Below are 14,939 nucleotides of genomic sequence, written 5' to 3'. Positions count from 1 at the left end.
CAAATCAGGCTAAGGAGGTGTTCTTGATGAAGGATCTGTTTTTAATACTAATTCTGTTGGCAACTTTTGCATTTGGATACTATGTTGTAGTAAGATTCGGAGATTTCATCGAAGAAAACCAACGCCTAATCGCCGAAGGTAACCGAAATAACCAATGCAAGATTTGTATTGCAGCAGAAACCCCGATGCTGTTGAATTCCATTGCATCTGCATTAGAGAGCTGTTCTGAATCTGCTCCCCATATTGAGTTCTTTCTCAGTAGTGGACAAATCAATCGTCTCTTAGATAAACTGATAAATGAACGTATCGACATTCTTCTTCTGGCAGATGACAGCACAGAACCTTTGGGGCAACAATATGCTTCTGTTCTGATTCCATACGAAAAGACAAAGATGCTGGTAACCACGCTTGGTATAACGGTTGAAAATCTGGATGAGGAAAAATGGATTCGTGTTGTTTGGAAAAAGAGTTTGAAATCAAAAAATCGTGACCGAGTAATTACAGCATTGGAAATGGAACATTGTAGACTAAAATGCGGATATGCTGACTATTTAGACTGATTGTTCACATTTTCGAGGTAGAAATCAGGACTTTTGTATGGTAGAATCTATTACAAAATTGGAGGTGAGGATAATGAACAAACTAAATAACATTAACAGCAAGCAGGATCATATCCTCGCCTGTCTGTCGTCGGCACCGTCCAATGCAAAGATCATTCGTACCGCCGCAAGAATGGCAAAAGCCTTTGACAGTCAGTTTACAGCATTATTCGTTGAAACACCGGATTTTGCAGTGGCTACCGACGAAAATAAAAAGCGATTGGAGGAAAACCGCAAGCTGGCTGAACAGCTTGGAGCGACTATCGAAACGGTATATGGCGACGATATTCCGTACCAAATCGCAGAGTTTGCCCGCATCTCCAGTATTACTCGAATTGTTTTGGGCCAAAGCTCCGTTACTCAAAAGCATCTGTTTGGAAAGCCGACATTAACACAACTTCTGTTGTCCTATGTACCAGAGCTGGATATTCATATCATTCCAGATAAGGCAGCAGATACGACCTATCATCCCAAAAAGGCGAGGAAATACCATCACGAGCAAATCGTAAAAAACACTGTAAAGAGCGCTCTGATTCTGTTTGCGGCAACATTACTCAGTTTGTTGTTTCACGAGATAGGCTTTACCGATGCAAATATTATCATGGTGTATATTCTTGGTGTGTTGCTGACGTCTATTGCCACATCCCATCAGATATACAGCTTGATTTCATCCATAGCCAGTGTATTTATCTTTAATTATCTGTTTACAGTACCTCGATTCTCGCTCGCAGCTTACGATACCGGTTATCCGGTAACATTCGTAGTTATGTTTTTAACGGCGTACATCACAGGTACATTTGCCATTCGATATAAAGAACAGGCACGACAATCAGAGAAAATCGCCAAACGAACAAAGATACTTTTTGATACAGATCAGCTTTTGTCTAAGGCAGAAAACAAATTAGCCATTCTGCAAACTGCCGGACAGCAGATCAACAAGCTGCTCGGACGAAGTATAGTCATTTTTGACCACGAAGGTGGACGATTATCTGAACCGATACTTTTCATTTCGGATGAACAGCGATTTTACGATGAAGAAACAGAACTTGCGATTGCAGAGTGGGTTCTTCAGAACAATCATAATGCCGGAGCTACAACAAAGAACTTCCCGGATGCACAGTATCTGTATCTTGCTGTTCGTGTCAATGAACGAATATATGGTGTCGTGGGAATTGATGCAATGGCAGGTGCTTTGGATGCATCAGAGCAGGGCATCCTTTTGTCTATTCTCGGTGAAACAGCGCTTGCACTGGAAAATGAGAAGAATATCAGGGAAAAAGAAGCTGCAGCAATTCTGGCAGAGAGTGAACAACTTAGAGCTAATCTGCTGCGAACCATCTCCCATGACTTACGCACTCCGCTGACAACGATTTCCGGTAATGCAAGCAATCTTTTACACAACAGTCATAGCTTTGATGATGAAACCAAACAGCAGATTTATGCAGATATTTACGATGACTCCATGTGGTTGACCAACCTGGTGGAAAATCTTTTGTACTCTACTCGTATCGAAGAAGGTCGCATGATGCTGAAGACCTCTCCAGAGCTGGTTTCTGAAATCATCGAGGAAGCGATGCAGCATATCCGCCCCAATGCAAAAAAGCATTCCATCACTGTGAATTATGGGGATGATTTACTGATGGTACGGGTAGATGCAAAGTTGATCGTACAGGTCATCATCAATCTTGTGGACAATGCACTGAAATACACACCTTCGGACACCTTGATTAGTATCAGTGCTGAATGCAAGAACGGGATGGCGGAAATCAAAATCGCTGACACCGGCAAGGGCATCAGCGACGTGGAAAAAGAAAAAATATTTGATAAATTTTACAGCGGCGAACATAAAATAGCGGATAATCGCCGCAGTCTTGGGCTGGGTCTGTACCTCTGCAAAGCTATTGTGGAGGCACATGGCGGATCAATCCATGTTACGGACAATTTACCGCATGGTTCTGTGTTCCGTTTTGCCCTTCCGCTGGAGGAGGTAATAATACATGAAGAAATTTCAAATCCTCGTTGTGGAGGATGATGCTCCGGTACGCAATCTGATAACTACAACATTAAGAGCACATGATTACCGCTTTATTACATCAGGCACCGGTGAAGGAGCCGTGATGGAAGTAGCTTCTCATAATCCTGACATAATTTTACTGGATTTGGGACTACCAGACATTGATGGAGTGGAAGTAATACGCCGTGTCCGTAGCTGGTCAAACGTTCCAATCATTGTTATCAGCGCAAGAGCTGAGGATAATGATAAAATTGATGCACTGGATGCCGGTGCAGATGATTATTTAACAAAACCGTTCTCTGTTGAAGAATTACTGGCACGTCTGCGTGTTACCCAGCGCCGCCTTGCGCTGATACAAAATGTGAGCAATGAACAGGCGGTCTATCAAAACGGTCCACTTCGAATTGACTATTCTGTGGGTTGTGCTTATCTGGGTGACAATGAGCTGTCTCTGACTGCAATGGAATATAAGCTGCTGTGTTTACTTGCACGAAACACAGGCAAGGTATTGACACATCGTTTTATTTTACAAAATGTATGGGGAAGCAGTTGGGAGAATGACATTGGTTCTCTGCGTGTTTTTATGGCAACTCTGCGAAAAAAGCTGGAGAAAACCCCTGGCGCTCCACAATACATCCAGACTCATATTGGCGTTGGATATAGGATGCAGAAGGTGGAATAATGCTAAGAAACAGTTAAAAAATCTCTACTTACCCTTTGTTGATGGAGTTATTGTTGACATAGCCAGAGAGCTATTCTATAATAAAAAACATTATATTGTGGGAAAGAAGGTGAAATCACAAAATGGATACAAGCGACAGTTGTCCTGACCCTAACCGATGCAATTACAAAATCTATTTGTTCAGATATAGAAGTTAAGACACGACCCGTGCATTGGAATCCATGCATGGGCTGTGTCTTTTGCTTTTTTGAAGATAGTATATTGTTATTGCAGAAAGAGGTTAAAATGTTAGTATTGTTTTTATTACAGATTATATTGATTGCATTAAATGCAGTTTTTGCTTGTGCAGAGATTGCGGTACTTTCCATAAACGAAACAAAATTGGAAAGGATGGCGGATCAAGGAGATAAACGAGCAAAACGCCTGTTCCGTCTGACAAGAGAGCCTGCCAAGTTTCTGGCAACCATTCAGGTGGCAATCACATTGTCTGGCTTCCTGGGTTCCGCATTTGCGGCGGATAACTTCTCTGAGCCATTGGTGGATTGGGTAATTAATCTGGGGATTACTGTTCCCAGGGCTACACTGGACACCATCGCCGTTGTTTTGATCACTTTGATTTTGTCCTATTTTACTCTGGTCTTTGGCGAACTGGTTCCCAAGCGAGTGGCGATGAAAAAAGCAGAAGCATTGGGACTGGGCATTTCCGGTTTAATTAGCAGCATCTCCATCGTGTTCAAGCCTATTGTATGGTTCCTATCTGCTTCTACTGATGCTGTTCTGCGACTTCTGGGCATTGATCCTAACGAAGCAGACGAACAGGTCAGCGAGGAAGAAATTCGCATGATGGTAGATGCTGGCAGTGAAAAGGGTGCTATTGACGAGCAGGAAAAAGAATTCATCCAGAATGTCTTTGAATTTGACGACCTGACCGCAAGGGAAATTGCTGTCCATCGTACAGATGTTACTATGCTGTGGGTCGAAGATTCTATGGAAGAATGGAACAAAACCATCCATAACAGCCGTCATACTCTTTATCCCGTTTGCGGAGATTCCGCAGATAACATTATCGGTATTCTGAATGCCAAGGATTACTTCCGCTTAGACGATAAAGGACGAGAATGTGTGATGCAGAATGCTGTCAAAGCTCCTTTTTTCGTTCCCGAAACTATTAAGGCAGATGTCCTATTCCGCAAAATGAAAAAAAGCAGGAATATCATGGCCATCGTGCTTGATGAATATGGCGGTGTTGAAGGTATTGTGACATTAAACGACCTGATTGAACAGTTGGTTGGTGATTTAGGTGAGGACACTGCTGAGGAAGCCGCAGCAGAACCCCATGTCGAGCAAATGGATGAAAATATCTGGGCTATCATCGGCAATGTGGAACTATATGACATTGAACGGGCTTTGGGTGTGGATATTGGTATGGAGGATGTGGACACTTTCAGCGGACTTGTATTTGGCGAGCTGGATATGATTCCTAACGATGGGGAGCAGAATATCGAACTGGACTTCAAGGGGCTACATATCCATATTACTCATATCGAAAACCACCAGATTTCTAATGCTTTGATTAGCAAGTTGACCCTTTTGGAACCAGACACAGAATAATTTCGTTGCTGTGACACAATTAAAAAGCGGGAGTGCATTTTTACGATGCACTCCCGCTGATTTTGTTAGCGTTCTCTGTCTTTCTGTTTTTTTAGGGGGTGGTTCTGCCTGCGTTCTTGTTGGAACTTGCGCTGTTGCTCCTGTTTCAGTTGCTGAATTTTCTGTCCCTCGGCGTATTCGTCCAGCATAAGGGAAACCTCCCGTCTTCCGTCAACCACGGTTGTATAGCTATATTCGTCGGTATATCGTTCCTGTAATTTGTGTACAGCATCCTGCTCCATTTCGGGACGGATAGCCCGTCGTGCATTGTACAGGTCGATGGGATCAAAGTCTGCCGCCTGTTCCTGTAGTGAAGCAAATTCTCTCTGTGCTGCATCCAGCTCGGCAGAGAACTGTACCTCCTTGGCTTCCAGATTTTTCAGTGTATCTTTCATGGTGGACACGCTGGTTTTTACTTTCTTTACTTCCTTATCGTCAGCACAGTCCAACTGGTTCAAAAGCATAGTTCGTTCAGAACGTAGTTCTTCCAGATCTTCGGTTAGCTCTGTAATGCACTGGGATAGCTCCATCTGCTTCTTGACATAAAAAATGGAGGTACCTTTCTTTTCAGAGCGAAGGGATTTCTGCTCGCTGCTCTTTTCTCTGATTTCCTGTTTCAACTCCGCATAGCGCTCCAGGATAGGATCTGCGGCATCAACATATCTGGAAATGCTGCTCTTGCCTTTGCGGATATACCCAAGCTGATAACAGAAAATAATCATCTTCGCACGCAGAGATTCCATTGCTTTAGCAAGGGAGGGAATGGTATTTTTTACTGCATCCATCAGTTTCTTGACAGATGCCTTCACTTCTCGCAGCAGGGCATTGTCTGCCTTGATTTGACGGTTCAGCTCACAGCGGTCAGAAACAATTCCTATTGATTCCAGTTTTCTTACATGGTAGCCTTCGTGTACGGTGGGCTGTTCGGTCAGTCCTCTGGCGGCATGGCTGCGGCAGTCTACACGATCAGCAATACCATGGCGTTCCTGTTCCTCATTGATAATCATTTCCCAACTCTTACGCCACGCAAATATCTGTTCTTCGCTGTTCCAAAGCTCTGTAAGAGGGTTTTGTCTCCCATAACGGGTACTTTTAGGTGTCTTTGATGTTCTTATACATCCCTCAATTTTCTCAGCTTGAGATGGGGTTAAATACTCCTTTTTCTCCCCAAACTGATACATATATTGTTTCTCCCAGCCTTGTGTTTTGGCAGTTTTGAACTCATCAGCGATAAAACCACGTTCTTCGCAGCCACGCTTGCAAAGGTATTCTTTCTGGGTCTTTGCCTGCCATTTGCCATGTTCATCCAAGGGGCGCATGGTGAAAAGAATATGGCTATGTGGATTATGCCCCGGGGGGTACGGGTCGTGGATATTCACATCCGCACACATACCGAGATCTGTTCCCTGTTCTCGGATAAAACGCTCCAACATACCTTTCCAGTCATCCAAGGACAGATCCGATGGCAGAGCAACTACAAGCTCCCTTGCCAGTCGGCTGTCCTTTGTTTTTTCTACGGACTCCACCGCTTCCCATAGCACTTGCCTGTCTTTCCATTCTTCCGGTGCATACTGCGGCAGGAAGACTTCGCTATACAGACAGCCTTGCTTTCGGGTGTAATCGTGGGTCAGTCCATCGTAATCGTTGTAGAGTCGGGAGCAGGATGCGTAAGCAGCAGCCGCTATGACAGAACGGCCTGCACCACGGCTCACAACTTTTGTTTCCAAATGGAAAAAGTTCACTATTTTCCTCCTTCCTGTGCCGCAGCACATTTTTGTTTCTTTTTATGAAAAAGAAAATAGGTGCAGTCGGATGCTGCGCCTATCTCTGCGACAAAGCTGCCTGTGGCAGGTTTTCGCAGGCAGTTGACGCAAGGTAGGGTACAAATTGTACCCTTACTTACAAACGCTATAGCGATTGTACTTGTGGAAACTGCGTGGGCAATGACAGCAATTTGAAAAAGTGTGACATTGTACATAAGGCTCCATAGGAGCCGCAAAGCCTCGCAGAGCGCACGACCCCGAAGGGGATACCACCGCCCATTTTATGGGTGGTGAGTAAGTGCGCCCTTCGGGATAGCAGCAAAGCTGCCAGTATTATGCGTTCAATCGCTTTTTCAGTTCTATCTTCACGTCATCAAGCTCCATAGTCTGAACTTCCGGGAATACACTTTCCAATACAGCTCCCATCTGGATCAATCGTCTGGTTCTTGCTTTTCGCTCTTTCTGGCGGTTGCGGGCTTCAATCGCTTCCATTCTGTGCTGTGCCTGCAATAATTTCTTTTCATCTTCGGTCGTCATAGGTCTGTTATTTGCCATAAAATCTCCTTTCTGGTATCGGTGTGGTGCTGTAACCCGGTGTAGATGGTGCAGATACAATTCGCTTTGTAATCCCAAGGTTATCTGCGTACTGGTTGGCGAATTGTTCAGCACCATCGACTGTAAAATTAAGTACCGGAATTTAGTATTTTTCGTACTTCCTGCATATTTGCGGCTGCGTTCAGCTCTCGAATATTCTGATTGTTGATTTTCAAAGGAACACAACGCTCCAATACTCGGTCATAAATTCTGGCTCTTGCCAGATCTTTCGGATGCTTCAGTTCATCCAAAGTCAAATTCGTGGTTACAATCAAAGGTTTCTTGCTTCGATAACGGCTGTCAATCACATTGAACACCTGCTCCAAAGCAAATTCTGAGCTACGCTCAATGCCCAAATCATCAATAATCAGCAGACTGTATTTGTTGAAGCTGTCAATGAACTGGTTTCTATCATCGGAATACATTCCGGTCAGCGTATTCAGGATTCTGGAGAAATTGGTCATCAGAACCGGAATACCTTTATCTAACAGAGCATTTGCGATGCACCCTGCGAAAAAAGATTTACCAGTTCCAACATCTCCCCAGAGAAGCAGGCCCAAGGACTTCGCTTTCATTTCCTCCCAATGTGTCACATAATCATGTGCTTTCTGTATTTCCGGATTGTAGCCTTTATCATTAGCGAAGTTGTAATCATGCAGAGATTTGTCCTGCAAGCCGTTTGCCCTAAGTCGGGACACCTGTATGAGAAATTCCTGATGTTTACGTTCTGCTTCTTCTTTGTCATATTCTTCCTGCTGACAACGGCAACGAACCGTAGGGAGGAATACTCGCTCCTTCAGTTCAATTCAGTGCTGTCTGGGGGTGTGGCATTTGGAGCAATAGATCAGTCCGTCAGCTTCATTCAGATATTCATCCTTTGCCAGCTCTCTTGGCTGAAATAAATCGCCCACGGTATTTGCTATTGGTTTCATAGGCTTTCGTCCTCCTTACATTCATAGGTTCGTATGACAGGAGCAGGATGGTCTTGTAACGCCCAGCTTCGTATGGTAGCTGCATGGTTGGCATATTGCTTTCCGCTGGATACCATATATCTGGACAGCTTTTCAATGTATTCCTGATAGTGGGGTACTTCGCTTTGTAAAGCTGACAGTTCCTCCGTGGTCAGGAAAACATTTCGATAGGAACCATAGGCGGTACGATTATCCTTACTCTCTGAATTTATTCTTTTTATATTGTTCTTCTCTTTATTACTACTGGACAGTTTTCTGTCTGTCACAGAGACAGTTTGCTTTCCATCAGTAGGACAGTTTTCTGTCTGTCTTACAGAAAGATTTCTGTCCATCTGCGTCAGATACTCCGGTGGATATTTGACATAGATTCGGTTTGGGAAACCTGCGCCCTGACGTTTTCGTACAATCAGATTTTCTTTTTCCAGAGCCATCAGCGCAGTTTTAATGGACATTTCGCTTTTGTGCATGGCTTCTGCCAGATTCTTGATAGGAAAGAAAATGAACACATGACCTTTTTCATCCGTCCACCCATCATTTTTCTGTGACAGCCTTGCTCGGTCGAGCAAAATCGTATAAAGAATTTTGGCAGTTTCATTCAGTCCATCTTTGTCCAATAAAAATCTTGGAAATGCCATATACGGCGGTATCGAACTATCCTGTGTCAGAAATCGTGTCATGTGTTCACCTCCCTTCTGTAGGATCAGCTTGGAGAAAATTTATTCTCCAAGAAAATCCCAATCCAGCTCTGCATCCGGTTCCTGCTGAACAACTGAAGTTGTGTTATGAGATGCTTGTGACAGCCCAGCCATACAGCCTGCCAGAAATACCGGAAGTGTTCTCTCCATAGCACTTTCTACAGAGGAAATAATCTGATTTACAAATCGCTCTTCTCGTTCTCTGGTTTCAAAGTAAGGATCATCCTGACTGCGATAATAGCGGTCAAAATATTCCACCAGAGCTACGGCAATCACATTGCTGTAGGATTTGAATTGTTGCTTGTCCATAGTCTGAAGATACTGCCATGCTCGTTTCTGGGTGTCCTTTTCCAAATTGAAACGTAGATTTGTGCTGCGGATATTCTCGATCATGGGTTACTCCTTCCTGCGAAGGCTGGCAAAGGCGAGATATTCATAACCTTTGGCTGTTGCACAAATATCATCCAGAATGGTCACTCGGCTTTCATCATACTACCCGAAGTGCTTAATCAGACAGCCGCCACCACCAACGATATACAGTCGCATCAGATCCGGATTGTATTCATAGCGGCGAAGTGTAGCGAAAATATCAGCCACATAACGTTTAGCTACGGAAGTAATACAGTCCAGATACGGCTTGCTGATGTCAGCAGTTCCGAAACGAAGCACCTGCTCAACGGTAGATTCTTCGATTTTCACGCCGAAGCTGTCCAGTACCGCATTCTTAGCGGCAATCATACATTGATTGACACCGAACTTTTCTGTCCAACAACGGCTCTCTATAGCCTTTTTGTTATTGATATACAAAATGTTCAGGGTACCGTTTCCGATGTCTGCCAGAAGATTGGTTCCTTTGAAATCTCCCAAACGGCTGACAATAGCAGGGTATCCCTGCGGGAACAGACTGCATCCAACAAAACAGATATGGTAGTCTTTGCCGTTGAAGCGGAAATCCACATCCTTATTACGGAGCAGATAGTTTCGGAAATCTTCACGCTGTTTACGAATCCAGGTCAGCGGCAACCTAGCAGCCAGATGAACATCTGCTTCACGGATGCCGTACACATTCAACTCTCTGGCAACTGCCATAAGGGTCAAAATGTAGTAGTCCTCGTCCATGGCTTTATCTGCGATAAATTCCTTATGACCTTCCCCGATGCGGTAATAGATACCGCCATATTCCAGAATGTTTCCGGAAAAAATCGGTTCGGTTTCATAAGCTGCCACTCCGGTATGGGTAACTGTGTTTGCTGTCTTGATGTTGCCGTAGCCATGATCCACGGCAATGATTTTGATGTTATTCAGTTCTCTCATTTGCTCTGTACCTCCTTGTGCTTGTTTGCGTTCATAAAAAATGCCCCCTTTCAGTAGATTTGCTTTGAATTGGCACCAGTTTTTCTAATTTGGTGCTGTTTTTATTGCAATTTCATTCTACTGAAAGAAGGCATAAAACACATTGAGTGTGGATTGAGCGAAAATTGAGCAAAAAGAAAGCAGCCACACACCATAGTGCATGACTGCTACATATCTAAGATAAGATTTCATTAAGAAGTTTTTGATATTTTGTCCCCAAAGATACAATCATCAACTTATACCAAGTATCACGTGAAAATTCACCATTTTCGATACACCATATTTTATAATGCAAATCTCTGGTAGCGGTATATTGATCGATCGGCATTCCATCTACGCTATCAGCATATTTCTGAATATAGTCTGTTCCACTATATTGATTCTTTGTATAATCAATATGCGTGAAAACTTCTCTCCGAGGATAATACATTCCATGCAAAAATGTTGTAATCACATGACCAGATCCGTTTTCTTTATATGGCAATGCTTCGATTTCAATATGCCAAAACTCTTCGTTTGTATTTTGATCCTCACCTTTTTTTATAACCATAAGAAGCTTTGCCATCGTGTCACTATCAATATGAACAATAACTGTTTTAGTACCAGTTAGGCTACTACCATTAAATTTGAATTGTGGACCATAGAATTTTTCAAATGCTACTCCTGTATAGTCATAATACTCAGCAGCCGGCATAGCCAGTCTTTCATCCAAACGATACAAAATATCACAATCCGATGTATCATCATGAATTATTCTTGCAAACCCAACCATGGTATCAAAAGGATCAAGCATAGTTTTATTCGTAAAATAGTTATAGAAATATCCTTTACCATCAAAAATCAAACCATCTTTTTTGAAGATAGCCCCATTTACCTTTGTCAATCCATATTGATTGATTGGATAAGCAAATTCTTCTTTGCCGACAACGTCAGTAATATCAATCTTGCTGGGATATAAATTATCAAAAACAAAAGAAACAACAATTAACGCAACCTTATTCATATCTATATCATCAACAAATGGCGTTATTATTTTGTATTTTGCAATGGCGTTGTAATAAGCATCTGAAGATAATTCTTTCTTTGGTTTAAACATAGTAGTAGCAGCGAATAAAGCACAATTCGATTGATCATTCTCAATCATATATTTCATCAGCTCATCTATGTCAATTCCATTCTCTGCTATTTTCGTTTTTACGAAATCTCTAAATGGAATCATGAACGGATCAATAACGCCTCGTTCACGTTTCATTGCATAATAGAGTCCAATATACTTATGAATCGCTAATCGTTTATACATTATTTTGTTGCATTCTTCTGACTCTGCCATTTCCAAAAGAAAAAGTTCCGGTTCCATAACTATCCTCAATTCATTTTTTCTCTAACAACTGTTGTGCCAAATAAACTCCTGCCTGCGCATAAGTTCCAAGCAATGCTTGTTTCTTCGCTTCTATCATTTCCGGCTCCGCTTCAAACACTATTTCATAGACTGTCATAGCTTTCTGAAAATGTGTGGTTGCTTGCTGAACTTCTCCGATGGTCAGGCAGATATTTCCCAGCGCTTCCTGAACAGTGGCATAATCGATGGTCTGATCTGAATTATACTCACGGATTACACGGGACAATTTTCTTAAAGCAGAAAGTCCCATATCCGGTTGTCCCATTTCAGTAAGCAATACCGCATAGTTCGTAATCTGAGGGATGCTGTCATGATAAGGCACAAGTCCGAACTGCTCCAGCAGTTGGATTCCTTGCTCCATATGCTGCTTTGCCAGTTCATGCTTTCCAGACTGACGATACATACTACCAAGATTGGCATGGAGGTTAGCAGCCAGAAGTGCGTTATCCGAATTAATCTCGGTAAGCATGGCAATAGCATCCTTTTCCAGCTTGATTGCTTTATCTGGTTTCTTTTCACAACACGCACGGTAGTCCATCAGTAAGGCACGATCCGATATTGAACCAACTGCATCATCCTTCAGAAGTTCCGTAAGATGCTTCAGCACTAGCTCCATTCCCTGAACATAATGAAATTTTTCCATATACGGGAACACATCCTCCGCAAAGCTCAGATAAAATGGCATATCATCGTTATCAATCAGATTGATAATGGTTTCAATGGTCTGGAACAACTGCTTATAATAGGAAACTTCTTCTCCGTTACGCAGGCAAATCTGCTGTAAGCTATTAAGTAAAGTACGGCAAGTAGTAACGGACGGCTTGATTTCTTCAACTGCCACTTCCTGCACCATCGGATGTAAAGCAATTACATGACCTTCCATTGCCTGCACAAAGCCTTTTTCAATCAAATCATTAACTGTATTCATGTCACGCAATTTCAGCCAATGAGCAAACAACCTGCCGCTGATACCGGTAACCGGAAGCAAGGAAAGACTTCTCATAACCTCTGTTTCGGTATCTGATAAATGGTACAGAGAAAACAAGGTGCGGATATGATGATAGTAGGTTGCCTTTTGACTTTTTCCATCCTTGGTAATGCCAATCGTATCGGTGGCATCCAGAGCAACTTTTTCTTCTTTCAACTTATTTAACAAGAGCATCGGCTCCATAATTCCGGATTCCAACAAACGGGCTGACATTTCTACCGCCAAAGTATGACTGTGAACAGTTTGGATGATTTGTTCCAAAACAGGTCGGTATTTTTCTGCTTCGGAGTAGAAGCAGCCCATCAAACCAACTAACGCTTCGGTATCTGAAATCTCTTCCAGAGTCATGGAAGTATAATTGTTAAAACGGCTGCGTGTGGTAAACAAAATACGGCAACGATATTTCATCACAACCGACAGCAATCCATCCTGCGTAGCGGTAACATTGAAATTATCAATAATAAACAACGTATCATCTTTTAAAGTGCGCAGAAAACGGTTGTGTTTGCGAAAGCGTTCTTCATCATCGTCATTTGGCAGATCATCTGCAAAATCCATATCAATAATATCCTGCTTCAGATCTCCGGTGTAAGCAAGGTAGAGAATATTGGTATATTCTTTGTTGTGCTGTTTCGCATAGGCTTTCGCCAGTTCACTTTTTCCAATGCCGGCAATGCCCTGGAGAAAAACTTTTCCGTGGTCGCACAGCAAATGATGCAGTGTGGCAAGTTCATCGTCTCGTCCACAGAAATGACGGCAAGGCTTAGGAACCCCACCATCATATACAAAGTCTTTCACGACAGGCGAAAGGGTTCCTGCAGACAACAGCTGCTTGGTATTGGAGTCACGCTTCACAAAGGAACGTTCCATGCCAAAGCACAATGCAGCAGTAAGGAATCTTGCTTCATCCTTTTCTGTTTCACAAGGATAATTCTGGAGAAGCTGCTCCTTGGCTTTATCGGATATAGTTGTATCCTGCACCAGAATATTATAGACTTCCTGCACCGCCATAGCACCGTCATACATCAACGGAAGTACATTCCTGTGCATATCCGCTGCAAGGAGATTACGTTTGTGATTGTTCATATAATATCCGGTGATGCGAGGGCTGATTTTTGCCTGACCATTAAACCAACGGCAGACCAAACCATTATCAAAATCAAAGTCTTTTGATTCTTCCGAGTTTAAGAAACTGACAAACAACTGATACATCATATCAATCTGATTCATGTTATGAGCATCACTGATATATTTACGAATGGTGGTAATGACTGAACTGAAATCTAAATATTCCATAGCCAGCCCTCCTTCCTGAAAATAGTCAATTTGCGCTCAATCGGCGCTCAATGAACCTTTGAAAGATTCTTGATAAGATGATACCACAAAAGAAGTTACGCAGTACCCCAACAATATTATAGCAGAAAATGCCATCTTTTGAAGCAGGAAAACAGGCACTATAAGTTGGGAATAGCGGACAACTTCTCTCTCATAGACTGAAATACCGAGGGAGGTGCGTGGTATCGCAAGAAAGAGTGCTCCAATCAATGTAATTGTCCATTATCCAAAAACCATAGAAGGTCAGCGTGAATTGGCAGAACGTGTTGCCGGTGTCCACGCAGATATGGTCAATCAGCATATTAAAAAACTGAATTGTCCTTCCGAACAGAAGGTACAGCTATTGGATGCGGTTATCAAATCCGCATCCATAGAGAAAGCAGGTGCGCAAACTCTGTAAGTTTGAACACCTGCTTTTTTCTATACCTTTATGATGTCTTTGAAATATTTCTCCCAAGAAACCTTGAACATTTGCTTTTCATCATTCTCCCAGCACCTGAGTGTTCCCGGATCAAGTTTTATCAACCGGGCAAACTGCTTTTTCTTCAACCCAAGGCTTTCACGATATTCTCGTATCATTTTCCCTTGCCCTTTATATAAGAAGCGATTGTAATCATCTAAAAGGTCATCTACCGGAACTTGATAGAGTTCTGCCAGCTTGTCCACGATTTCTTTCGGATAGTGATCTACACAACCCACTTCAAAATCTATGTAATGACCTCTGGTTATGCCAATTAGCTCGGCAACTTCTTTCTGCATCAGCCCCATGTGATGACGGCACCAGCGAAGTCTATCCTGCACATTCGGTATATCTTCATAATTCTGATACTGCTGATTGAATAACTGGGCTTCCAAGAGCTTACGAGGGGCTATCAGTCGGAAACTATGGATATACA

General features: G+C 42.8%; 12 protein-coding genes and 2 pseudogenes. 5 read left to right on the top strand and 9 right to left on the bottom strand.

The features are described 5' to 3' along the window. Positions 1–26 precede the first annotated feature (26 nt). From B5E58_RS02920 to B5E58_RS02905, 4 genes are all read left to right on the top strand, one after another. Positions 27–560: a hypothetical protein gene (locus B5E58_RS02920; RefSeq protein WP_088108183.1), complete on the top strand. Its 534-nt coding sequence runs from the start codon at positions 27–29 to the stop codon at positions 558–560. Positions 561–633: 73 nt separating this feature from the next. Next, positions 634–2,631 carry a DUF4118 domain-containing protein gene (locus B5E58_RS02915; protein WP_158097651.1) on the top strand — a complete coding sequence of 666 codons (1,998 nt, stop codon included), beginning with the start codon at positions 634–636 and terminating at the stop codon, positions 2,629–2,631. Beyond that, positions 2,597–3,295: a response regulator transcription factor gene (locus B5E58_RS02910; protein ID WP_088108181.1), complete on the top strand. Its 699-nt coding sequence runs from the start codon at positions 2,597–2,599 to the stop codon at positions 3,293–3,295. Before B5E58_RS02915 ends, B5E58_RS02910 begins: the two co-directional genes overlap by 35 nt. A gap of 285 nt (positions 3,296–3,580) precedes the next feature. Further along, complete coding sequence (locus B5E58_RS02905; protein WP_088108180.1) at positions 3,581–4,906, top strand: hemolysin family protein; 1,326 nt, start codon at positions 3,581–3,583, stop codon at positions 4,904–4,906. 65 nt (positions 4,907–4,971) lie between these two features. Here B5E58_RS02905 and mobQ read toward each other — a convergent pair whose 3' ends face one another. The 8 genes and pseudogenes from mobQ to B5E58_RS02865 form a co-directional block, all read right to left on the bottom strand. Then, positions 4,972–6,687, bottom strand: a complete 1,716-nt coding sequence (gene mobQ / locus B5E58_RS02900) for a MobQ family relaxase (protein WP_088108179.1) — start codon at positions 6,685–6,687, stop codon at positions 4,972–4,974. 354 nt (positions 6,688–7,041) lie between these two features. Further along, a complete protein-coding gene (locus B5E58_RS02895; RefSeq protein ID WP_088108178.1) occupies positions 7,042–7,263 on the bottom strand; it encodes a DUF3847 domain-containing protein in 222 nt (73 codons plus the stop codon). A 128-nt stretch (positions 7,264–7,391) separates the two neighbouring features. Further along, positions 7,392–8,234: pseudogene (locus tag B5E58_RS02890) on the bottom strand (ATP-binding protein). Next, positions 8,231–8,950, bottom strand: coding sequence for a replication initiator protein A (locus B5E58_RS02885; protein WP_088108177.1), 720 nt, complete (start codon positions 8,948–8,950; stop codon positions 8,231–8,233). Before B5E58_RS02885 ends, B5E58_RS02890 begins: the two are co-directional and overlap by 4 nt. Positions 8,951–8,989: 39 nt before the next feature. Next, entirely contained in the window at positions 8,990–9,361 is a 372-nt protein-coding gene (locus tag B5E58_RS02880; protein WP_016408413.1) for a hypothetical protein, read from the bottom strand. A 3-nt stretch (positions 9,362–9,364) separates the two neighbouring features. Further along, positions 9,365–10,282, bottom strand: a pseudogene (locus tag B5E58_RS02875) (ParM/StbA family protein). Between the two features lie 214 nt (positions 10,283–10,496). Further along, positions 10,497–11,678 (bottom strand): hypothetical protein, encoded by a 1,182-nt coding sequence (locus tag B5E58_RS02870; RefSeq protein ID WP_088108176.1) that lies wholly within the window; start codon positions 11,676–11,678, stop codon positions 10,497–10,499. 13 nt (positions 11,679–11,691) lie between these two features. Beyond that, on the bottom strand, positions 11,692–14,004 hold the full coding sequence (locus tag B5E58_RS02865; RefSeq protein ID WP_088108175.1) for a tetratricopeptide repeat protein: 2,313 nt from the start codon (positions 14,002–14,004) through the stop codon (positions 11,692–11,694). A 292-nt stretch (positions 14,005–14,296) separates the two neighbouring features. Here B5E58_RS02865 and B5E58_RS13415 point away from each other — a divergent pair, with 292 nt between their 5' ends. Next, positions 14,297–14,443 (top strand): hypothetical protein, encoded by a 147-nt coding sequence (locus B5E58_RS13415; protein WP_158097650.1) that lies wholly within the window; start codon positions 14,297–14,299, stop codon positions 14,441–14,443. A 20-nt stretch (positions 14,444–14,463) separates the two neighbouring features. On the opposite strand, the gene B5E58_RS02860 is transcribed toward B5E58_RS13415, so the two are convergent. After that, entirely contained in the window at positions 14,464–14,898 is a 435-nt protein-coding gene (locus B5E58_RS02860; protein ID WP_158097649.1) for a helix-turn-helix domain-containing protein, read from the bottom strand. Between the last annotated feature and the right edge of the window lie 41 nt (positions 14,899–14,939).

Origin of the sequence: Tyzzerella sp. An114, assembly GCF_002161055.1 — a bacterium.
GTDB classification, from domain to species: Bacteria; Bacillota; Clostridia; order Lachnospirales; family Anaerotignaceae; genus Fimicola; species Fimicola cottocaccae.
Note: the sequence above shows the minus strand (reverse complement) of the source record. Positions and strands in the feature narration are given on the sequence as shown.

Excerpts from the sequence above, each read along its gene's own strand:
- B5E58_RS02885 (WP_088108177.1), bottom strand. The coding sequence starts at position 8,950 with ATGACACGATTTCTGACACAGGATAGTTCGATACCGCCGTATATGGCA.
- B5E58_RS02915 (WP_158097651.1), top strand. The coding sequence starts at position 634 with ATGAACAAACTAAATAACATTAACAGCAAGCAGGATCATATCCTCGCC.
- B5E58_RS02880 (WP_016408413.1), bottom strand. The coding sequence starts at position 9,361 with ATGATCGAGAATATCCGCAGCACAAATCTACGTTTCAATTTGGAAAAG.
- B5E58_RS02870 (WP_088108176.1), bottom strand. The coding sequence starts at position 11,678 with ATGGAACCGGAACTTTTTCTTTTGGAAATGGCAGAGTCAGAAGAATGC.
- B5E58_RS02905 (WP_088108180.1), top strand. The coding sequence starts at position 3,581 with ATGTTAGTATTGTTTTTATTACAGATTATATTGATTGCATTAAATGCA.
- B5E58_RS02920 (WP_088108183.1), top strand. The coding sequence starts at position 27 with ATGAAGGATCTGTTTTTAATACTAATTCTGTTGGCAACTTTTGCATTT.
- B5E58_RS02865 (WP_088108175.1), bottom strand. The coding sequence starts at position 14,004 with ATGGAATATTTAGATTTCAGTTCAGTCATTACCACCATTCGTAAATAT.
- B5E58_RS02895 (WP_088108178.1), bottom strand. The coding sequence starts at position 7,263 with ATGGCAAATAACAGACCTATGACGACCGAAGATGAAAAGAAATTATTG.
- B5E58_RS02910 (WP_088108181.1), top strand. The coding sequence starts at position 2,597 with ATGAAGAAATTTCAAATCCTCGTTGTGGAGGATGATGCTCCGGTACGC.